Origin of the sequence: Butyricimonas faecihominis (assembly GCF_033096445.1) — a bacterium.
GTDB lineage: Bacteria > Bacteroidota > Bacteroidia > Bacteroidales > Marinifilaceae > Butyricimonas > Butyricimonas faecihominis.
On the sequence record NZ_AP028155.1, the window covers coordinates 50,269 to 73,379 of the forward strand.

The 23,111-nt window shown below is 43.2% G+C and carries 16 protein-coding genes and 1 pseudogene; 16 read left to right on the forward strand and 1 reads right to left on the reverse strand.

Translation table 11 applies throughout. The features are described from left to right. The first annotated feature begins 3 nt into the window (after nt 1-3). The 16 genes and pseudogenes from R8806_RS00195 to R8806_RS00270 all read left to right on the forward strand — a co-directional run bounded on the left by R8806_RS00195 (nt 4) and on the right by R8806_RS00270 (nt 20,781). Nucleotides 4-2,538, forward strand: a complete 2,535-nt coding sequence (locus R8806_RS00195) for a zinc-dependent metalloprotease (RefSeq protein ID WP_124318203.1) — start codon at nt 4-6, stop codon at nt 2,536-2,538. A 592-nt stretch (nt 2,539-3,130) separates the two neighbouring features. Then, the gene (locus R8806_RS00200; protein WP_087421808.1) at nt 3,131-3,961 is read left to right on the forward strand and encodes a hypothetical protein; all 831 of its coding nucleotides are present in this window, start codon (nt 3,131-3,133) and stop codon (nt 3,959-3,961) included. 87 nt (nt 3,962-4,048) lie between these two features. Next, nucleotides 4,049-4,750, forward strand: a complete 702-nt coding sequence (gene cmk / locus R8806_RS00205) for a (d)CMP kinase (protein ID WP_124317757.1) — start codon at nt 4,049-4,051, stop codon at nt 4,748-4,750. Beyond that, nucleotides 4,734-5,585: a 4-hydroxy-3-methylbut-2-enyl diphosphate reductase gene (locus R8806_RS00210; RefSeq protein WP_124317756.1), complete on the forward strand. Its 852-nt coding sequence runs from the start codon at nt 4,734-4,736 to the stop codon at nt 5,583-5,585. Before cmk ends, R8806_RS00210 begins: the two co-directional genes overlap by 17 nt. A 95-nt stretch (nt 5,586-5,680) precedes the next feature. Continuing rightward, entirely contained in the window at nt 5,681-6,661 is a 981-nt protein-coding gene (gene pfkA / locus R8806_RS00215; protein ID WP_087421811.1) for a 6-phosphofructokinase, read from the forward strand. Nucleotides 6,662-6,679: 18 nt separating this feature from the next. After that, nucleotides 6,680-9,136, forward strand: coding sequence for a replication restart helicase PriA (gene priA / locus R8806_RS00220; protein ID WP_124317755.1), 2,457 nt, complete (start codon nt 6,680-6,682; stop codon nt 9,134-9,136). 440 nt (nt 9,137-9,576) lie between these two features. Further along, complete coding sequence (locus R8806_RS00225) at nt 9,577-10,569, forward strand: AAA family ATPase (protein WP_027199954.1); 993 nt, start codon at nt 9,577-9,579, stop codon at nt 10,567-10,569. A 149-nt stretch (nt 10,570-10,718) separates the two neighbouring features. Continuing rightward, nucleotides 10,719-11,597 (forward strand): DUF58 domain-containing protein, encoded by an 879-nt coding sequence (locus R8806_RS00230; RefSeq protein WP_087421813.1) that lies wholly within the window; start codon nt 10,719-10,721, stop codon nt 11,595-11,597. 26 nt (nt 11,598-11,623) lie between these two features. After that, nucleotides 11,624-12,667 carry a hypothetical protein gene (locus R8806_RS00235; protein WP_124317344.1) on the forward strand — a complete coding sequence of 348 codons (1,044 nt, stop codon included), beginning with the start codon at nt 11,624-11,626 and terminating at the stop codon, nt 12,665-12,667. An 85-nt stretch (nt 12,668-12,752) separates the two neighbouring features. Continuing rightward, nucleotides 12,753-13,745 carry a vWA domain-containing protein gene (locus tag R8806_RS00240; protein WP_124317345.1) on the forward strand — a complete coding sequence of 331 codons (993 nt, stop codon included), beginning with the start codon at nt 12,753-12,755 and terminating at the stop codon, nt 13,743-13,745. A gap of 84 nt (nt 13,746-13,829) precedes the next feature. Next, nucleotides 13,830-14,882: a VWA domain-containing protein gene (locus tag R8806_RS00245; protein ID WP_124317346.1), complete on the forward strand. Its 1,053-nt coding sequence runs from the start codon at nt 13,830-13,832 to the stop codon at nt 14,880-14,882. Nucleotides 14,883-14,899: 17 nt separating this feature from the next. Next, the gene (locus R8806_RS00250; protein WP_124317347.1) at nt 14,900-15,733 is read left to right on the forward strand and encodes a tetratricopeptide repeat protein; all 834 of its coding nucleotides are present in this window, start codon (nt 14,900-14,902) and stop codon (nt 15,731-15,733) included. A gap of 48 nt (nt 15,734-15,781) precedes the next feature. Further along, entirely contained in the window at nt 15,782-17,599 is a 1,818-nt protein-coding gene (locus R8806_RS00255) for a BatD family protein (RefSeq protein WP_124317348.1), read from the forward strand. 53 nt (nt 17,600-17,652) lie between these two features. Continuing rightward, entirely contained in the window at nt 17,653-18,408 is a 756-nt protein-coding gene (locus tag R8806_RS00260; RefSeq protein ID WP_124317349.1) for a tetratricopeptide repeat protein, read from the forward strand. A gap of 643 nt (nt 18,409-19,051) precedes the next feature. Beyond that, a pseudogene (locus tag R8806_RS00265) lies at nt 19,052-20,137 on the forward strand (DNA polymerase III subunit gamma/tau); the annotation flags it as partial. 188 nt (nt 20,138-20,325) lie between these two features. After that, on the forward strand, nt 20,326-20,781 hold the full coding sequence (locus tag R8806_RS00270) for a hypothetical protein (RefSeq protein WP_151412113.1): 456 nt from the start codon (nt 20,326-20,328) through the stop codon (nt 20,779-20,781). A gap of 36 nt (nt 20,782-20,817) precedes the next feature. Here the strand turns inward: R8806_RS00270 and R8806_RS00275 are convergent, their stop codons facing one another. After that, the gene (locus R8806_RS00275) at nt 20,818-23,082 is read right to left on the reverse strand and encodes a cation:proton antiporter domain-containing protein (protein WP_124317498.1); all 2,265 of its coding nucleotides are present in this window, start codon (nt 23,080-23,082) and stop codon (nt 20,818-20,820) included. Nucleotides 23,083-23,111: the final 29 nt, after the last annotated feature.

Sequence of the window (23,111 nt, forward strand, 5' to 3'; positions counted from 1 at the left end):
AGAATGAATGTAAGGACAGGAATACTAATCTTTGCCGGTTTATTACTGGCAAAGACTAGTGAAGCTCAGTTGTTTGGCAAAAAGTTGGGAGAGTTGAGTCCCGTGACAACCAAGCAGGATTCGGCGGTGAGTGCTAGTAATTATGCCGATATTTTAAAAGATGCGGAGGTGCATGAAGGGATGTTTAAAATATTCAAGAAAAAACAGAAAGTGTATTTTGAAATACCTCAATGTTTGTTGGATAAGGAAATGTTGCTTTCTTCACGGGTAACAGCTACAAGTAATAATACCGACGTGTCGGGAGGAGAAATGCCTCTTCATCCGTTATTGGTGAAATTTACACGGGATGATGAACAAGTGTATTTACATCGGTTGAGTCCGTTGAATCAATGCGACCCGATGTCCCCGATTTATCAATCATTGCAAAGAAATAATGTCGAGCCAATAATGGAGGCTTTTAAAATCGTGTGTGAGAATGCAGATTCTACCGGAATTGTGATTGATGTTTCTTTTTTCTTTTGTTCGGACCAGAAAGAATTAAGTCCTTTTAAACCGCGAACCCCGTTGAGTTTTATTCTTGGGGAGAATCCTTTGGAGGGGAGTTTTTCTAGTGATAAATCGACGATATTAGAAGTGAAATCATTTCCTTTAAATCTGAACATTAAAAGTCGGTTAGTGTATACCGTTGATGATTATCCTTTTACAGCTATTATGACTCGTTCGATCATTCTGTTACCGGATGAGCCTATGAGACCGCGTATATCTGATGTCCGAATCGGGTATTTCCCGTTACGAAAACATATTTATACGGAAAAGGTGGACGAGTTGAAAAAAGTAGATTATATCCAACGATGGCGAATCGAGCCTAAAGATGAGGATGTGGAGCGCTATCGTAATGGAGAACTTGTGGAACCGAAGAAGCCGATCGTGTGGTACATTGATCCCGCTATTCCGGAACGATGGAGAAAATACATTAAGTTAGGGGTTGAAGATTGGCAAGCGGCCTTTGAAGAAATTGGTTTTAAGAATGCGATAGTAGCTAAAGACTATCCGGTGGATGATCCAAATTTTGATCCGGATGATATTCGTTACTCGTGTTATCGCTATATTACGACAGAAACAGCCAATTCAATGGGTCCGGCTTGGATTGATCCTCGTTCGGGAGAAATCATACAAGCTGATGTATTATTCTACCATAACGTGATAAAGTTGTTGCATAATTGGCAATTTGTTCAATTAGCTCAGGTTGACCCTAAAGTGAGGACAAAAGTGTTTGACGAGGAAACGATGGGGCGAGCATTGCGGTATGTTGCGGCTCATGAAATTGGTCATACACTTGGGTTGATGCATAATATGGGGGCATCTTATGCTTACCCGGTAGATTCTTTGCGTTCCGTGACATTTACTCGGAAATATGGAACAACTCCTTCTATCATGGATTACGCTCGTTTTAATTATGTGGCGCAACCGGGAGACGAAGGTGTAAATTTACTTCCCCCACTTTTGGGTGTTTATGATAAATACGCCATAAAATGGGGATATGCGCCTATTGCAGTAGAGAGTCCGGAGGCAGAACGTCCGATTCTGAATCAATGGATACAAGAAAAGCAAGATGATCCGATGTATCATTATGGACCTCAGCAGTTTTCTTTGTTTTCGATTGTAGATCCGTCTGCTTTATCTGAATCTTTGGGTAATGATTGTATGAAAGCTAATCGTTACGGGATTGAAAACTTGAAATATATTACGAGCCATTTGTTAGAATGGACGTATGATGAAGGAGAGACTTTTGAGAAACCAGAAGAACTTTATCGGGAAATATTCGGTCAATACAGGAGGTATATTGAACATATTCTCGTTTATTTGGGAGGTGTTTATTTGGATGCTCCGGTTATGGGTGATCAAAAGAAAGCTTATAAATTCGTGAGCAAGGAAAAACAACAGGAAGCATTAGCTTTTATATTAGAACAATTACGGGCATTCCCAGATTGGTATTGTCAACCTGAAATAGAACGAAATTTCTCATTCGGGAATACAAAAGTGGCAGAGTATATGGGATTGGTTGTTGGTTCTTTAACGTCAAGTGGTATATTATCAAATCTTTCAGTATGGGAAAAACAGGATGGTAAAGATGCTTATACGCCAGTCGAGTATATGGACGATGTTTATAATCTGGTGATGGAACCAACGCTAAAACGTCAGGATCTTAATCATTACGAACGGGTGATGCAGTACAATTACATCTTGTCATTAATGATGGCTGAGGGAAAAGGGATTACAGGAGAGAAAGGACGACGTTCTTTGGTTGAAGGTGATCATGCTGATATATGTTCTTGTTCGACGAGCCATTTGCATGAACGTATGGCTATGAGTCCAGTCGATGGTTCTGACACGAGAATAGTGGCGAATGCTGTTTATCATTATGAGTTGGAAAAAGTTTATAAATTACTAAAACGAGTAATGAATTCTGGAGACCGGGATACACGGGCACATTATCGTAATTTGTATTTCGAGGTATCGAAGTTTTTCGAGAATTAGAATAAGGACGAGATTGATTGAAAAGTTAAATTTTTGGTCAATCTCGCTAATACAATTTTCCGTTGTCTAGTCATACCTTTGAAATTTTCTTAAAATCAAGTGTATGGGACGGTTATATGTATTAATTTTTTTGATTAAGAAGGAGCAATCAGAAAAATTAGTTTCCAATGATTTCCGAGGATTTTATTGATATTACGTGTTAACGAATTTGTCGAGGAAAAGAGATCGGTTAATATTGGCATCCAATTTATAGATAAATTTGAACAAAACATTCATTTCTGTATCAGTGTGGAGTGTTTAAAAATTAAGATTGTTAAAATTTAAGTGATTCTCATGTAAAAAGAGGGATTCGGGTGAAACATACAATATGTTTAGTCCGTATATAACACCGTAAATATTAAATATTTCACGGATTAGAGAGAAAAAGAATGAGAAGGTTATAAATTTTTATTTAAAGGGGAGATTTGATTCGTTTTTGTAAGTAAAATAATTAATTCATGTTAAATATTAAGTTAAAATCGACTTTTGAGTCACCCTTTTTGCTCCTAAAGGTGTTATATGGGTGTAAGTTCAAATTTAAGTATCAAGTATTATGTTGAAAATTGTATTAATCGTAGGTGTTTTATTATTCAATCTTGTTGGAGTGCAAGCTCACGAGAAGGAGATGGATTCATTGGATAATTTAGTGAAGAAGTTCGAGGCGAATCCTGCGGACCCCCAAACGACAATTCAACTTCTGAGAGAGTTGAAAAACCAAGGGAAGCCGAATCGTGATGTTGTGAACAGGTATTTTCAGACTCAGAAGGAGGCGGATTACTTGAAGGATTATAACTGGTCGATTATCCGGGATTACGTGGATGATGTGAATGCCCCCCAGATTAAATATTTGTTTAACAATCAGTCCAAGTTCATGCAGAACTTCTCGAAGGATGATGTGTTTCAGAAGTTGGATAACGTGTTTGTCGGTCATTTGGAACAATACTACAACAGTAACAAGATCGAGTATAACAAGTATCTGGATTTCTTGAAGAGTAGCGGTTACGAGCATTATGACGTGGTGGCTGACTATTTTTACATCAAGCAATTGCGGGCAGAGCGTAAGTCAGAAGATTATTTCTACAAGGCTAGAAAATTATTCCGTTATTTCCCCGAGAACAGGAAAATGATCAAGGAGATCACCGATGGTGCGTTGGAGATCATGAATGATGTTTCCCGTTTGAAGGTGATTCAATTGTGGGCAGGTAAGACCGTCGAGTCAAAGAAAGATTTTGATGCCCTTTATAATTATGCCTTGATCTCTAACAAATGTGGTTTCGAGGATGTTGCTAAAAGATATGCTAAGATCGCTACTTCTTTGGCAGAAGAGTCTTCTAACCAGACCATGATGGAGAAGGCAAAGAAATTGTTGCAGTTGGTAAACTAGAATTTGTAACAAAAATATAGCAGGGGGTGATCGTCATGATTACTCCCTTTTTTTGTATCTTCGCAATCTGAACAGATAAAATTGAAAATGGAAAAGAAAGGTTTGATTGTTGCCGTTGATGGCCATTCTTCTACGGGAAAAAGCACGGTATCCAAAATACTGGCTGCACGTTTGGGGTACACGTATATTGACACGGGAGCCATGTACCGGATCGTGACGTTGAAAGCAATGCGTGAAGGATTAATCCGAAACGGGAACGTGGATGATGAAAAATTGAAAGAAGTTCTTCCGACAATTATTTTCGGTTTTAAATATAACGAGGAAAAAAAACGTTATGAATCTTACATGAATGGCGAGTATGTAGAGATGGCCATTCGCGGATTAGAGGTTTCTGATAACGTGAGTTTGATAGCTGCGTTGCCTTACGTGCGGGAGTTGCTTGTTGAGAAACAACGGGAGATGGCAAAAGAGGGTGGTGTAATCATGGATGGACGGGATATTGGGAGTGTCGTGTTCCCTCATGCGGAGGTGAAGTTCTTTATGACGGCAAGTCCTGAAGTACGGGCTCAACGACGTTACAAGGAACTGATCGAGAAGGGGGAGCAGGTGACTTATGAAGAAGTGGAGGCGAATGTCCGGAAACGGGATTATATAGATGAACACCGGGAAACAAGTCCTTTGGTGAGAACGTCGGATGCTGTGTTGATTGATAATGGCGATATGACCGTGGAGGAAGAAGTGGAAGAGATGTTAAAGATCATTCGTTCGAAATATGAAAGTAGAAATTGACGAAAATTCCGGTTTCTGTTTTGGGGTTGTGAATGCGATTGCCAAGGCGGAGGAAGAGTTGCAACATGGAAGATTATATTGCATAGGAGATATTGTGCATAATAGTTTGGAGGTGGAGCGATTAAAACAACTGGGATTAAGTACGATAGATCATGATGAGTTTGCCCGGTTGAAGGCGTGTCGTGTGTTGTTCCGGGCTCATGGTGAACCACCGAGTTCATACGAACTGGCAAAGAAGAACGGGATTGAGGTGATCGATGCCTCGTGTCCCGTGGTATTGAATTTGCAGAAGAAAATACGAGAGGCATACGAGGAGGTGAGAGCGAGCGGGGGGCAGATCGTGATTTATGGAAAAAGAGGGCATGCCGAGGTGAACGGGTTGGTGGCTCAAACGAATGATGAGGCGCTGATTATCGAGCAAGAGGAAGATTTGAAATCCATTGATTTTTCTCGTCCGGTAATCCTGTTTTCCCAAACAACCAAGAGTTTGGATGGTTTCAAGCGTGTCGTGGAGTTGGTGAAGGAGAATGCGAGGGCCTCCGTGGTAGTAAACGATACAATCTGCCGCAAGGTGGCGAATCGAATCCCGCAGTTGAAAGATTTTGCAGCAAGACATGATGTGATCTTGTTTGTTAGCGGGGAAAAGAGTTCCAACGGGAAGCAACTTTTCGAGGTTTGTCGGGAGGTGAATTCCCGGACTTATTTTGTGCAGGGGGTGAAAGACCTGCGTGATGAGATGTTTGATAAAGCTGTGAGCGTTGGGATCAGTGGAGCTACTTCAACACCGAGGTGGGTGATGGAAGAGATAAAGGAGGGGTTAAAAGCTAAAAACTAAAAGTTAAAAACTAAAAGCTAAAAAAATAAATTATAGAATTGGGGGTATAGAGATTAACATTTTTAATTTCCAATTTTCAATTAAACATTGTTTTTATGGGAAAGATTAAAAAAATAGGAGTTTTAACTTCAGGAGGCGATGCTCCGGGAATGAATGCCGCGATTCGGGCGGTTGTGAGGGCCGCTATTTTTAATGGCTGCGAGGCTTATGGTATTTACGATGGATATGAGGGATTGATTGAGGGAAATATTGTGCGTATGCATTCCCATGACGTGAGTAATATTATTCAACGCGGAGGAACTATTCTGAAAACAGCCCGTAGCGAGGAATTCCGTACGCCGGAGGGACGTACGAAAGCTTACGAGAAGATGCAGGAATTGGGAATTGATGCATTGGTCGTGATTGGTGGGGATGGAACTTTTTCCGGAGCCCGGTTGTTCTGTCAAGAGCATAACGTGCATATTGTCGGGATTCCCGGTACGATAGATAATGATCTTTACGGGACGGATTACACGATTGGATATGACACGGCGGTAAACACTGTGGTGGATGCCGTGGATAAGATCCGGGATACGGCAAGCGCTCATAATCGTTTGTTCTTTATCGAGGTTATGGGACGGGATGCCGGATTTATTGCGTTACGGTCGGCCGTGGCCACGGGGGCCGAGGCTGTTCTGGTTCCGGAAATTGAGACGGATTTGAATGACTTGGATCGTTACCTGGAACATGATTATAAACCTCATAAGTCAAGTGGTATCGTGATCGTGGCAGAAGGTGATAAATCAGGTGGAGCGTATACGATTGCCGATCAGATCGCTAAGAAACATCCCGAATATGATGTGCGAGTAACTGTTCTAGGTCATATCCAAAGAGGAGGATCTCCTTCCGCTTTTGACCGCGTGACGGCTAGTACGTTGGGAGTGGCGGCAGTGGATGCTTTGTTGGATGACCAGACCAGTATCATGGTTGGGATTATGAATAAGGATATTGTTCATGTTCCTTTTAACAAGGCTATTAAGAATTCAAAACCGTTAAATCATAATTTGTTAGATATTACGGAAGTCTTGTCTATTTAAAATCTAAAATTAATTCGTTTGTTGTACGCGGATGTCATTATCCCTCTGGGAGTGGAAAGTTTTTTTACTTATTCGGTACCGGAAGAATATGAACATTCGGTAACGGTAGGTGCGCTCGTGGTCGTTTCATTTGTTAAGAATAAACGTTACACGGGTGTTGTCTATGCGTTGCATACGAATCCGCCTGTCGGATTTGAAACAAAACCGATAGAACGAGTTATCGAGGAAGGATTTGCTCTTTCTGGTTCTCATTTGAAATTTCTATTGTGGCTCAGCGAGTATTACATGACACCACCGGGAGAGGTTATGCGTGCAGCATTACCTGTTTCGATGCGCTTGGAGAGTTACACGAGTTTGAGCTTGGTGAACGGCTGGGAAGAACGGTTGGTAGATGAAAGTGAATTAAGCCGGGAAGAGAAGGAGATCATGGGAGTATTTCGAGAAAGAGGTGAGATATGTATGGCCGAAGTCGAAAAACTCTTGAAGAGAAAGGATGTCTATGTTGCAGTTCGAGCCTTATTGGAAAAAGAAATTATCGGAATCAAGGAGTCGGTAGATGATCTGTTCAAGCCTAAAATTGAACGTTTGGTGAGATGGAAACGAAAGTTCACAAGTGAGGAACTGGACGAGATTCTTGATAGCTTAAAACGGGCGAGGGCTCAATACAAAATGCTGTGTGATTGGGTGTATTATAGCGACGAGCATCGAATCGAGGGGGTGCCTAGAACGGAGTTTATTCAGAAAATCGGTAGTTCAGCCTCAGCCTTGAAAGGATTGTGTGAACGGGGCGTGTTGGAAATTGTTGTGCAGGAAGTCAGCCGTTTAGAGGTATCTAAAGAGGAAGTGGAAAATGTACACGCTTTGTCGGGGGCGCAAGAAAAGGTTTTTGGCGACATTCAAGGGTATTACAAGGAGAAGGATTGTGTCTTGTTGCAGGGCGTAACTTCTTCGGGTAAGACTGAAATATATATTCATCTGATACAAGAGACGCTAAGGCAAGGAAAACAGGTGTTGTACTTGTTGCCGGAAATTGCGTTAACGGTACAGATCGTGAAACGCCTGCGACGGGTCTTCGGGGATCAAGTCGGCGTTTATCATTCGGGCATGGCAGATAGTACCCGGGCGGAGATGTGGCGTAAACAAAATGGTACGAATCCTTATCCCGTGGTGTTGGGTGTGCGGTCATCCGTGTTCTTGCCTTATAAACAATTGGGTTTGGTTATTGTTGACGAGGAGCATGAAAGTTCTTACAAGCAAAAAGAACCGGCACCCCGCTATAACGGTCGTGATGCCGCTATAATGCTTGGAAAGATGAGTGGGGCAAAAATATTGTTAGGTTCTGCAACACCTTCTTTTGAAAGTTATCAGAATGCCCTAAGTGGGAAATATGGTTTCGTGCAACTGACAACCCGTTACGGGGAAGTAATGATGCCGGAACTGTTGTTCGTGGATATGAAGGAGTATCGTCGTAAAAAGATGATGAAAGGGAGTTTTACTCCGGTTTTGTACGAGGGAATGAAACGGGTGTTGGAGAGCGGGATGCAGGTGATTTTATTCCAGAATAGACGGGGATATTCGACTTATTTACAATGTGATCGTTGTGGTTCCATCCTGAAATGTAAACATTGCGATGTGAGTATGACTTATTATCGCTACCGGAACACGTTGAATTGTCATTATTGCGGGAGCCTGCGGGCTGTTCCGGCCGTGTGTCAGGAGTGTGGGCAGGGACATTACGTGAATCGTACTCCGGGAACGGAACGGATCGAGGAAGACGTGAAACAGTATTTTCCGGAGGCCCGGATTGCCCGAATGGACTTGGATGTGATAAGTAATAAGGCAAAGTTCAGGGCTTTAATCGATGATTTTGAAAGTGGAAATTTGGATGTGCTGATCGGCACACAGATGGTTTCGAAAGGGTTGGATTTTGAACGGGTGAAACTTGTCGGGGTGATGGATGCCGATAGTCTGATGGGATTTCCCGATTTCCGGGCAGAGGAGCGAGCTTATGATATGTTGATGCAAGTGAGTGGACGCAGTGGACGAAAAGGTGAGCGCGGAAAGGTGGTAATTCAGGTAACAGATATGCAAAGTCGAGTGTATCAGTTGGTGAGGAAGGAAAACTATAGAGAGTTTTACACTCAGTTATCCCAAGAACGGGAAATGTTTAACTATCCCCCCTTTTCCCGGTTGATTCAGGTAGAGTTGAGGCATGTGGATGAGGTGGTTTTGAGAAATGCCGCGAACGAGTTAGCTAGGTTGCTGCGGGAACGGTTGGAACGTAGGGTATGCGGCCCGGCAGAACCGGATGTGTCCCGGGTTAGAAAAATGTATCGGATACAAATTCTGATAAAGGCGGAACAAGGTCTTTCCCTGTCAAAATTGAAAGCTTTCTTAAAGCAGAAAAGTGATGAATTGGTGAAAACTCCTATTGGTAGGGGAGTGCGTATTTATTTCGATGTAGACCCGTTATAATTGGGGTGTATTTTGTCGCTAGTATCGGACGTTGAGCATGATTTATTTCTTATCTTTGTTTGGAACGAAGGCCGTTCCGACTGTTTCGTCGAAAAATAGTATAGGTTATTGTTAAGTCGTAAAACCTTGATTTTTGCTTACTTTTTGAGAGTGGTCTGTTAACAAGTGTGTCATGAGAAAAGGTGAAATGTTAAAAAATAGACCATATATTAGTAATGTTCTGCATTTTAAGAGGAGATTAGAAATTATTTGGGAAAACCTTAAAATTTGTTTTAACATTATTTAGTGTCTTTGATTTTAACATTTGGCGGAATAATCTCTATTTTTGGAAAAACAGAAAACGGTGAAGATATAGATTCTCTTTTTGAGGAGATTGAAACCGAAGTGGAATATTTACGTTAGACAAAGTAGTAATATAAATCAATATAAAAATCGATGATATGAATACGGTTGATATCAAAGCATTGAATGAGCGCATACAGCAAGAGAGTTCTTTTGTGGATATGATTAGTATGGAGATGAACAAAGTGATCGTCGGACAGAAACATCTGGTAGAAGGACTGATGATCGGTATGCTTTCTAATGGACATATTTTGTTGGAGGGAGTTCCCGGTTTGGCGAAGACCTTGGCGATAAATACGCTGGCACACATTATTAATGCTAAATTCAGTCGAATCCAGTTTACCCCGGATTTGTTACCGGCTGACGTTGTCGGTACGATGATTTATTCTCAGAAAAGAGAAGAGTTCGTGGTGAAGAAAGGACCGATTTTCGCTAACTTTATTCTGGCGGATGAGATTAACCGGGCCCCGGCGAAAGTGCAATCGGCTTTGTTGGAGGCGATGCAGGAGCGTCAGGTGACTATCGGGGATATGACTTACAAGTTGGAAGAACCATTCTTGGTAATGGCAACCCAGAATCCGATCGAGCAGGAAGGTACTTATCCTCTTCCCGAAGCTCAGGTTGACCGTTTCATGTTGAAAGTGGTTATTGATTACCCGAAAAAAGACGAAGAAAAATTGATCGTTCGTCAGAATTTGGAGAAAATTTATCCCCAGTCTAACACGATCCTACAACCGGAAGATATTCTGCGGGCTCGTGAGGTAGTGAAGGAGGTTTACTTGGACGAGAAGATCGAGAAATATATTGTTGACATCGTGTTTGCAACACGTTACCCGCAAGAGCATGGCTTGGAAAAATTCGTTTCCATGATTGCTTACGGGGCATCTCCTCGTGCTAGTATCAGTTTGGCCAAAGCAGCACAAGCGTACGCTTTCATTAAACGTCGCGGATATGTAATCCCGGAAGATGTTCGTGCTGTTTGTCATGACGTTCTGCGTCATCGTATCGGTTTGAGCTACGAGGCTGAAGCGAATAACTTGACCAGCGAGGATATTATCAGTGAAATTTTGAACACGGTAGAGGTACCTTAGTGATTGAAGACCGATTAATTTACGATTTGTGAAAACCGATTTACGATTAAAAAAGCATTGATTTGCGGTTGGAGATCATAAATCTAAAATCATAAATTAAGGGGGCTGGAATTTAAAATCTAAAATTCTTAAATCTAAAATTAACTAAGGTGGAGACTTCAGATTTATTAAAACGTGTCAGGCAGATAGAGATAAAGACTCGGGGGTTATCGAGTAATATCTTCGCCGGGGAGTATCACACGGCTTTTAAAGGTCGGGGAATGACGTTTAGCGAGGTGCGGGCCTATCAATACGGGGATGACATCCGAAGTATTGACTGGAACGTGACCGCTCGTTATAACCATCCTTACGTGAAGATATTCGAGGAGGAACGTGAGTTGACCGTGATGTTGTTGATTGATGTGAGTGCCTCGCGTAATTTCGGTACAGTGTCGAAACTGAAAAAGAATCAGATTACTGAGATTGCGGCCGTGTTGGCTTTCTCTGCCATTCAGAACAACGATAAGATTGGCGTGATCTTCTTTTCTGACCGGATCGAGAAATTTATTCCGCCGAAGAAAGGACGGACGCATATTTTGCATATCATCCGGGAACTAGTGGATTTTTATCCGGAACACAAGGAAACGAATATCTCTGTGGCGTTGCAATATCTGACAAACGCTATCAAGAAACGGTGTACTTGTTTCCTGATTTCCGATTTCATGGATGATCACGATTTCGAACACCCGTTGATTATTGCCAATAAGAAACATGACGTGGTGGCTTTGCAATTGTACGATCGTAGAGAGAAAATATTGCCTCCTGTCGGGTTGATGTACTTGACGGATGCGGAGACGGGGGAAAGTGTTTGGGTGGATACATCCGACAAGAAAGTCCGGGACGAGTTCGAAGCGTATGGCATCGAACGAGACAAGGAACTGGATCGGATATTCAAACATGCCGGTGTCGACATGGCTTCTATCAGCGCTGATGAAGATTACGTGAGGTCATTGATCACGTTATTCAAGAGAAGAGGGGCTGGATATTAATTGAACATTGAAAATGGAGAATTAAAATGAAAAATAGAATTATTCTATTCGTAATTATCCTACTAGGTTGTGTCAGTGCTTTGAAAGCACAAAATCGGGAATATAGTGCCGAGATTGACACAAACTATATCATGATCGGGGATCAGATTCATTTCCGGATGAAAGTGAAGGCTGAACCGGGTGTGAAAGTGGCATTCCCTCAATTGAAGGACACGATAGCACAAGGAATCGAGATTATATCCGGACCAGTTCGTGATTCTATCGTGGAAAAGGACGGGCGGGTACTCGTGCAGGAAAGTTACGTGATAACTTCTTTTGATTCGGGCGTGTTCGTGATCCCACCAATGCCCATCGAGATTCAACAGGAAAGTTATAATAACACGCTCAGGACCGATCCGTTGCACTTGATCGTGAATACTTTTGTGGTCGATCAGCAGAAAGGAAATTACGATATTGTGATGCCTTTGGCTGCCCCGTGGACATTTGCCGAGATATTACCTTACTTGTTATGGACATTGTTGGGAATCGTGGTGATTCTTCTGGTTGTCTGGATTATCAAAGTTCGGAAATCCCGTAAGAGTCTTTTCCATCACGAAAAACCGGCAATTCCTCCGTACGTGTTGGCCATGAAGGCTCTGGAGGAGATCAAGAAGGAGAAGTTATGGCAGAGTGGAAAGACCAAAGAGTATTACACGCAATTAACTGACACGATCCGGAATTATTTGGATGGAGAATTGGGTATCTCAGCGATGGAACAGACTTCTTTTGAGACTTTGAAGGCTTTGGAGAAATGTGAGCAGGTAGATGCAAAACAACGGGATAAGTTGGCTGATATGTTTGAAACGGCTGATTTCGTGAAGTTTGCTAAAGCGGAGCCGTTGCAGGATGAGAACGTACGAAATTTGGATATTGCCTATGATTTTGTACAGGAAACTAATGATACAATTCGAGCCGAGCATGAGAAAGAACGTCTGGAGCAGGAGTTGAAAGAGCAACAGGAGAGGGAGGCGAGAGAGAAGGCGGAAAAGGAAGGGAAGGAAAACGGAGAGGAGAAAGATAACGAAAATTAATTTATGATTTATGATTTATGATTTATGATTCGTTTGCAATCAAAACCTTAAATCAAGAAATAAAATAGGATCTAAAATAGAAGATATGTTTGGATATGAATTTGCAAATCCCGAGTACTTTTGGTTGTTGTTGGTGCTGATACCAATGATTATCTGGTACATATTCAAGGAGAAACGCTCGCATGCTGATTTGAAGTTTTCTTCAATCCGGGTGTTCAAGCAAATGAAACGGGGTAGCCGGATCTGGTTACGTCATTTGCTGTTTGCAGCTCGGGTTTTGGCCATTCTATTTTTGGTTCTGGCATTGGCTAGACCGCAATCCAGCACGAGTTGGCAGACCTATAACAGCGAGGGTATTGATATTATGCTGGCATTGGATATTTCCGGTAGTATGTTGGCACGAGATTTTACTCCTGATCGACTGGAGGCAGCCAAGGAGGTTGCAACGAAGTTTATATTGGAACGTCCTCAGGATCGTATCGGACTGGTTGTTTTTAGCGGGGAAAGTTTCACGCAAAGTCCTTTGACAACGGATCAAGCCGTGTTAGTCAACGTGATGAAGGATATTCATAGCGGGATGATTGAAGATGGAACAGCTATTGGCCTCGGGTTGGCAAATGCGGTAAATCGTTTGAAGGACAGCAAGGCGAAATCCAAGGTGATCATCCTTTTGACGGATGGAGTCAACAACCGGGGAGCGATTGCACCGATAACGGCAGCAGAATTGGCAAAAACTTTTGGAATCCGGGTATACACGATCGGTGTCGGGACTTTGGGCGAGGCTCCTTATCCCGTGCAGACGCCCTTTGGGATGCAATTACAGCGAATGCCGGTTGAGATAGATGAAGATATATTGACCCAGATTGCTGACATGACAGGCGGTAAATATTTCCGGGCAACAGATAACAAAAAACTGGAGCAAATTTATCAGGAGATTGATCAATTGGAGAAGAGTAAGGTAGAAGTCAAACATTTCAGTCGTAAGAACGAGCAGTATTTCTATTTTGCTTTGATCGGAGCTTTGTTATTAATTGTGGAGGCGTTAGGGCGATACACGTTGTTGAGGAAAATTCCATAATTGTAAGTTTTAAATCTTAGATTGTGAATTGATGCAATCCGGAATTTAAAATCTAGAATCATTAAATTTAAAATTGAAAGGGTTATGTTTAGATTTGCACATCCTGAATTATTATACTTGCTGATTATCATACCATTGTTGATTGTTTTTTACGTGGTAGCAAGGATTCGGAAGAAAAAAGCGATTGCTGAATTCGGGAGTCCCGAATTATTGTCAACACTGATGCCTTTGCAATCTTATAAGCGGGAGACATTAAAATTTATACTTGTTCTGATAGCGTTGTTTTTCGTCATTCTTGGGGTTGCAGGTCCTCAGTTCGGGTCAAAATTGCAACAGGTAAAAAAAGAGGGTGTGGAGTTGATTATCGCATTGGATGTGTCAAATTCCATGATGGCGCAGGATATAAAGCCCAGTCGGTTGGATGCGGCGAAGCAAGCCATTTCCCGGATGGTGGAAAAATTAAGTGATGATAAAGTGGGATTGATCGTGTTTGCAGGAGATGCTTACGTGCAATTGCCGATCACGACGGATTATTCTTCGGCTAAATTATTCCTATCGGGAATCAATACCGATATTGTCCCGATACAGGGTACGGCGATAGGAACGGCAATAGATTTGGCCGCGAAGTCGTTTACCCCGGACACGGAGGCATCAAAAGCGATTATCGTGATCACGGATGGTGAAAACCATCAGGACGATGCGATTGCCGCGGCTAAAGCTGCCCGGGAAAAAGGTATCTACGTACACACGATCGGGATGGGATTGGCACAAGGAGGACCGATCCCGGAGAAGGGAAATCCCGGACAATACATGAGAGACGGGAGTGGTAACCCGATTATATCCAAGTTGGACGAGGAGACATTGAAAGAGATTGCCAAGGCCGGAGAGGGAATATTCGTGCGGGCAAGTAATTCGAACGTGGGATTAAACACCTTGTTGGACGAGATTGATCGTATGGACAAGACATTGTTGGAAGAACGGGTATTCAGTGATTATGCTGAAAAATACCAGTATTTCCTGATCATGGCATTGATATTCGTGTTGCTGGATTTCATTGTATTGGGACGTAAAAACAAGAATTTCTTGAAGATCAATATATTTGGAAGTGAGACGAAAAGTGTTGAAACGAATCGGTAAATTTTAAACGAGACATTATGGTGAAGATATTGATAACGATGATAGCAGCTGTAGTTATAAGTTTACCATCGGCTGCGCAACAGGAACGAAAGTTTATCCGGGGTGGGAATGATCTGTTTAATAAACAGGATTTTGAGAAGGCTGAAGTGGAGTATCGTAAGGCTTTGGATACGGAAGTGAAATCATACGAGGGTGCGTTTAATCTGGGAGATGCGCTTTATAAACAGAAAAAGTTTGACGAGGCATTACAACAATTCCAATCGTTGGCACAGAATGAGAAAGACAAGGAAAAGTTAGGAGAGTTGTATCACAACATCGGAAATACTCTTTTGGCCATGAACAAGTTGGATGAGAGTATCGAGGCTTACAAACAGTCGTTGAGAAACCGTCCGAATTCCCAAGAGACAAAGTATAATCTAGAATTTGCCCGCAAGCAGAAACAGGATCAACAAAATCAAGATCAAAATCAAGATCAAAATAAGGACCAGAATAAGGACCAGAATAAGGACCAGCAGGATCAAAATAAAGATCAACAGAATCAAGATCAGAATAAGGACGAGAATAAAGATCAAAACAAGGACCAGCAAGATCAGAATAAGGATCAACAAGATAAAGATAAACAGGATCAAGATCAGAAAGATCAACAAAATAAAGACCAGCAAAACAAGGATCAGCAGAATAAGGATCAACAACAGCAGGACCAACAGGCCCAGCCTAAAATCTCTAAAGAGGATGCCAAACGCTTGTTAGAGGCTTTGGAGGCAGATGAAAAGAAAACACAGGAAAAGGTACAGAAAGATAAAGTTCAAGCTCAAAAGACAAAGAAGATGAAGATTGAGAAAAACTGGTAACTTTGTACGTTTTTCCATAGAGATAATAAAGAATTAAAAGATAAACAAATGAAGTCATTCATTATCATATTGCTATTATGCGTTATTGGTGGGTCTAAGTTATTTGCCCAAAAGACAGAATTTATCGCGTCCGCACCTTCCGTTGTGGAAGTCGGGGAGCAATTCCGTCTTTCCTTCGTGTTGAACAACAAGGGGGAGAACTTACAGGTTCCCACGATAAAAGGGTTTGATTTACTGGCAGGACCGTCATTGAGTACGTCTTCTAACATCACGATTATCAATGGTGATATGAAACAAAATCAAGAGTACACGTACACTTATATTTTGGAAGGACAGGAAGAAGGAGAGTTTACGATCGAGCCGGCCACGATCACCGTGGATGGTAAAGAGTATAAGTCCCAGCCCTTGAAGATAAAAGTGATTAAAGGTTCCGGGAAACCTCGAAATAATGCCCAAAGTTCCGGGGATGTTTCTGAGAACCGGGGAAGTACTTCGATTACGGATGATGATTTGTTCCTGCGAATGGACGTGAGCCGCAACACGCTTTACGTGGGTGAGAGTTTGACTGCCACGTTGAAAGTATATGCCCGGGTAAATCTGGTTGATGTGCAGGGGAAAAAGATCCCGCCTTTTGACGGGTTCCTGACAGAAGACGTGAAGATTCCCCAGATTCATTTGGAACGTGAGGAATATAACGGGAAAATATATGATCGGGTAGGCGTGTTACAAAAAACGATTCTTTTCCCGCAACATGCCGGAACGTTGACGATCGAGCCTTACGAGTTGTATTGTCTTGTCCGCCAACGGGTGGGGAGTCGTGGTGGAAGTATCTTTGATGACTTTTTCGGGAATTCCCGTGATGTCCGGGTACTCTGCAAGAGCAAACCCGTGAAAATTACCGTGAAACCTTTACCAGAGGCCGGAAAGCCTTTAGGATTTAGCGGTATGGTGGGAACTCTTGCCATGACAACCTCTATGTCAACAGATACCTTGAAAGCGAATGACGCGTTGACGTACAAGGTGGTGTTACGCGGGAATGGAAACATGAAATTGTTAGAGGCTCCGAAAATCACTTTCCCGCATGATTTTGACGTGTACGATCCGAAAGTGACTAGAGATATAAGCGGAACGTCCGGAACTGTTACTTTTGAATATCTCGTGATTCCTCGTTACGCGGGGGATTACAAGATTCCAGCCGTGCAATACTCCTATTTTGACCCGCAAGCCGGGGCTTATAAGATGTTGAAGGGAAAGGAGTATTCTGTTCGGGTTGAAAAGGGAAATGAATCCAGTCAAGGATCCGGGGAGGCAGCCTTACAGTCGTTCAAGAAAGAAGATGTCAGGATGTTGGGACAGGATATTCGTTATATCAAAACTCACAAGAACGATCTCCGTCCGAAAGGCGTGTTGTATTTCGCCACGATGGAATACTGGTTGAGTTTCTTGATTCCTTTTGTACTTTTCGTGGTCGGAATGATTCTTAATCGTCGCCGGATTAAGGCGAATGCCGATTTGGTACGGGTGAAGAGTAAAACGGCGAACAAAATGGCTCAGAAACGTTTACGGGCAGCCTCTGTCGCAATGAAAGCCGGAAACTCTGAGCTATTCTATCAAGAGACATTGAACGCTTTGTGGGGATATGTTAGTTATAAATTAAACATAGCCGCATCAGAATTGAATCGGGATAATATCAGTGATCACCTGACTCGTCGGGGGGCAGATGCGACGTTAATTCAGAGCTTTATCGAGGTGCTCGATCATTGCGAGTACGCTCGTTATGCCCCGGGTGCTAATCAAGGCGAAGAGATGGATAGCGTGTACAAGGATAGTATATCCATTATCACGAAATTGGATAAAGCGATATGAAAGCTAAAAGTTAGAAGCTAAAAACTAAGGTTAAAAACTAAAAGTTGAAAAGAATGAAAAGGATATATATAATATTGATGTTGCTCTTATCCGGTGTGATGACCTATGCTACTGATGTCAAGACGCTGGCGGAGGAGGCAACTAAAATGTATCAGGAAGGCGACTATCAGAAAGCGATTGATTTGTATAACGAGATGTTGTCCGATGACATGGAATCTGCGACCGTGTATTACAATTTGGGAAACTGTTATTACAAGCAAGGGGAGATTGCAAAAGCCATACTGAATTACGAACGTGCTTTATTGTTGCATCCGGGCGATAATGATATAAAGTATAATCTGACGATGGCGCAAAAGGCCACGGTTGACAATATCAAGGTATTACCGGAACTTTTCCTTGTACGTTGGTATAATGCTTTCGTGACCGCTTTCACGGCTGATCAATGGGCGTACGTGTCTGTCATCCTGTTTATAGGATTTCTGATCATGGCAGCGTTGTTCTTCCACGCGACATCTATATCTTTAAAGAAAAGTTGGTTCACTTTAGGGATAATCATGCTGTTGGTGTCCGTGATGACCATTTTCTTTGCTTTGAAACAATATCATCGGATGACTGACAGGGATAGCGGGATTATTATGACTCCCAGTGTAGTGGTACGAGGGGCTCCGGATAATAGCGGTACCGAATTGTTCGTGATCCACGAAGGACTGAAAGTACAGGTTATCGGAACTCTAGGAGATTGGTACAACGTGCGTTTGGCCGATGGAAACGAGGGGTGGATTGCTAAAACGGACTTGGAAAAGATATAGTAGCGGGATACATAAAATGTACAGTGAAGGGGATAGCTGCAAAAATAAGCAGTTATCCCCTTTATTATTGGGAGGTTGTATGAAATGATTAAGTGATTAAAAGAGCGTTGGGTAGAGGGTCGGAATCACTAAATCGGAAATCACTAAATCAAAAAATTAGTAAGATCTAAAGTTAACAGGATGATTAACAACCCTTTTCCCGGGGTGATCCATACCCGTTACATGACGGCAGGGTGACTGTTAGGCGACAGTTAGGCGCCATCGCCCGATTGTCGCCCGATTATCGCCCGATCATCGCCGCCATTTTAACAGATAATAAGCAAAAATAACATACTCGAATAACCCGTCAACCGGGCCAATAACAAGGCTATTCACGTTCAAGAATAATATTGCGGGCCATTATATCCCCGGTAAAGGGCTGGGAGAAGGGATGCATCTCCTGATATATTTATTTGAATAATATTGATATCGTGATAAAAGTAGCCTTGTTTTGATTATATCGAATTCACATTAAATCGTACATAGTTTCGCGTGATAAGAAAAATTATTAGGCTTTGTGGCGTGATAAATCATTTTACTTTGTAAATTTGTAATCCGGTACGATTTTTTACTCGTGCTGGGTAACAACCTGTAATAGATTATCATGGAGAATTTTATTGTTTCGGCGCGTAAATATAGACCTGCAAGTTTCGACACGGTGATCGGGCAGCACTCGATTACATCCACGTTGAGGAATGCGATTCTTAATAAACAATTGGCTCAGGCTTATTTGTTCTGTGGACCCCGTGGGGTGGGCAAAACAACCTGTGCCCGTATATTTGCCAAGACGATTAATTGCATGAATCTACAACCGAATGCCGAGCCTTGTAATGAGTGTGAGTCGTGCAAGGCGTTTAATAGCGGGCGTTCGTTGAACATTCACGAGTTGGATGCTGCCTCTAACAATAGCGTGGATGATATTCGAGGTTTGGTTGATCAGGTGCGGATATTACCGCAGGTGGGGAAATACAGCGTGTATATTATTGATGAGGTGCATATGTTGAGTGCCTCGGCTTTCAACGCTTTCTTGAAAACGTTGGAAGAGCCGCCTGCCCATGCCATTTTTATTCTGGCAACGACCGAAAAGCATAAGATATTACCGACGATTTTGTCACGTTGTCAGATTTACGATTTTAACCGGATAAAAGTACCCGACACGATCGAGCATCTGAAACGAATTGCAACTAAAGAAGGTGTACAGGCCGAGGAAGAGGCGTTGAACGTGATCGCGCAGAAGGCCGACGGGGCCATGCGTGACGCCTTGTCGATCTTCGATCAAGTGGTGAGTTTTTGCGGGAAGGATTTGACCTATGATAAGGTGATCGAGAATCTGAACGTGTTGGATTACGATTACTATTTTAAGTTGACAGATTTATTCCACGATGGTAAAGTGGCCGAAACGTTCTTGCTTTTTAACGAGATCATGGAGAAAGGTTTTGATGCCGGTAACTTGGTTTCCGGGTTGGGACGTCATTTCCGTGATTTATTGGTTGCTAAAGAAGAAATCACCGTGCAATTGCTGGAGGTGAGTGCGTCCATCAAGGAACGTTACCTGAAACAAGCGAAAACTGTAACTCCCGAATTCATATTTGATGCCTTGAAAGTGATCGAGCAATGTGAGATGCAGTATAAAATGCGTGTGGAGAAACGTTTATGCGTGGAACTCACCTTGATCAAGTTATGCCAAATTAATGAACTAAAAAAAAAAGTCTTAGCATAGAGGAATTTACCGGGCTATTAAAGATAGCTGATTTTAATGGGAAATTCCAACAAACGGACGGTGGGACAACGGCTCCGGTTTCCGGGGAAAAGCCTTCTGTGCCTGCCGGGAAAACGAATACTTATAAGGCAGAACCGCCACATTCATTTAAATTGAAAATGGCAATGGCGGAGACCCGGGAGAGCTTGCAGGTCCGGCAGGAAGAAGGAAGTGCAAAAGTTGAGGATAACCGGGTAAAAGCACAAAGCGAATTTACTGTGGCGGATGTAATTTCCGCGTTGGAAACTTACGTCGCAACTTCGCAGGAAGATACGACCGTTAAGATTGCCTTGACTTCTCACACTCCAAAAGTGCAAGGGTTTGTTATCACGCTTGAGGTTGATAATGACTTTTTATTATCCAAGGTGACGGATATACATCCTTACTTGCTCTCCTTCCTTACCAAAAGATTGAATAATGGTTTTATTACCCTGAATGTTCAAGTTTACACGGAACCGGAAAATGGCGAGGAGAAAAAACGGCTTTTCACGGCTAAGGATAAATTCGATCATTTTGTCGAGATCAATCCAGCCGTGAGTGAGTTGAAAGCCTTGTTCGGGTTGGAGATAGAATGATGTAATTTTCAATTCTCCATTTTCAATTTTCAATTATTAAATAGTTTCTCCTGCGGCGAGATGGAGCAATTTGTCTTTTTCACCGACGATCCAAACCACGTCACCGGCCTCGAAGGTTGTGTCCGGGGTGGGGTTCATGGTGGAGGTGCCGTTGCGTTCGATGCCGATGACGAGACAGGCGGCTTTATCACGGATGCCGGATTCCCGGATGGTGCGTCCCACGAGTGGTGTGTCGGCCTCAATGGTGAATTGTTCCAAGCTGACTTCCGGGGGACGCTGTTGTTCAAGTTCATGTTTCCGTTTTTCCACGCGGTTTTCGACAAACTCACGGAAGACGTTAATTTCTTTGTCCGTGGCGGCCACGATGATGTGGTCGAAAGGATACAGGCGTTCTTCCCCACCGGGAATGTTTATGCGTTCTTCTCCCCGGATGATTGTTACCACGCTGACCCCGCAGGTCTGGCGGAAATTCAATTCCTTTAGCGTTTTGCCGACGCTGGGAGAGGATTGCGACACTTCGAAGTCGGCGAGGTGGAGATCCCGGTCAAGTAAATGTTTGACAAAACGTTGCTTGATGGGAGACTTGCGTTCTTGTTCCTTTTGGCGGGCCGTGAAGTTACGCAGGAAACGGCGTTCCAGTTGTATGGAGTATTTTTTTAACCGTTTGGAATAGATGAAGAATAGGATGACCGCAGTGGCGATCACCAGCAGGAGACCGGCAGCGACGTTCACGAGGCTGGATATGACGAACATCACGATCCCGATGCAGAGCGCTACCCGTAGAACGATGAGAGATACGAGTGGTCCCCGGTTGTATTTACTATCACTCCATAATTGTTGGAATTCTTCCGAATGGTTCTTTTTCATCATGATCGCCCGTAGGAAGGGGGAGATAAGTAGCAGGATGGCAACGGCACTAACAAGGCCGCCCTGTATGCCGGGAAGTTCTTTGCGGATTAGCGGGGTCAGGTATTGTAGGAAAAGAGCTATGGTGAAGACCGACAGGATGGTGTAGGTGATCACTATGCGGCATAACGCTTTCAGTAGTTGGTGCCATGTGCTTTTATGGCGGATCGTGTTCGTTCCCGTGCTATACCTGTCGAGGAAATGAATCCAAGGGGCCGGTAGGTGTTTGGTCACGAACTGGTAGGCGGGGTCTGCCAAGCGAATCATGTAGGGGGTGAAAAAGGTGGTGATGACGGAGACGGTAACCACTATGGGGTAGAGAAATTTGTCCGTCACGTGCAGGGTCATACCTAGACTTGCGATAATAAAAGCAAATTCTCCAATCTGTGCTAACGAGAATCCCGATTGGATGGCAATCCGGAGGCTTTGCCCGGACAGGAGTATACCGGATGCGGCAAACGTGATTTGTCCAGCCATGACGACTGCGGTGATCAGTAATATCGGGAACCAGTACTCGACGAGCATGGCGGGATCGATCATCATTCCGACCGAGACGAAAAAGATCGCCCCGAAGAGATCTTTCACGGGTTTAATGAGGTGTTCGATGTTTTCGGCCTCGATGGTTTCCGCTAGGATGGACCCCATGACAAAAGCCCCCAAGGCGGAGGAAAAACCGGCTTTCACGGCAAGTAGAACCATGCCGAGACAGAGTCCGAGTGACACGACTAATAAAGTTTCCCCGTTGAGCCATTGTTTCGTTTTTTTCAGGAAGGTCGGGATGAGGAATATCCCGGTAATAGACCAGAAAACGAGGAAGGCAATGAGTTTAAGGATGCTATCGACCATTTCCATTCCTTCAAAATGTTTACTGACGGCCAGTGTGGAAAGTAATACCATGAGGACTACGGCGAAGAGATCTTCCACGACAAGAATTCCGAAGACGACTCCTGCGAAACGCTGATTACGGAGCCCCATATCGTCAAACGCTTTGAAAATGATGGTGGTGGATGACATCGAGAGCATTCCCCCGAGAAAGAGGCTATTCATGTGTCCCCATCCGAGTGACAGTCCGGTGATGTAACCCAGCATCATCATGGCGCCCACGATGGTGAGGGCGCTGATCATGGCGGTTCCCCCGATGTTCATGAGTTTCTTGAAACTAAAGTCAAGTCCCAAGGCAAACAGGAGGAAAATGACCCCGATGTCAGCCCAGATATGAATATTCTCGGCATCCATGATCATGGGGCCGCCAAACGTGTAGGGGCCCGCGATAATACCTGCCATGATATAACCCAGCACGACAGGTTGTTTTAGCCATTTAAAGAGGATGGTTATCAATCCGGCGGAAAATAAGATAATCGCCAAATCCGATATTAGGACAGGAATGTCTGACATGATGTTTATTTTTGCGGGAGCAAAGTTAA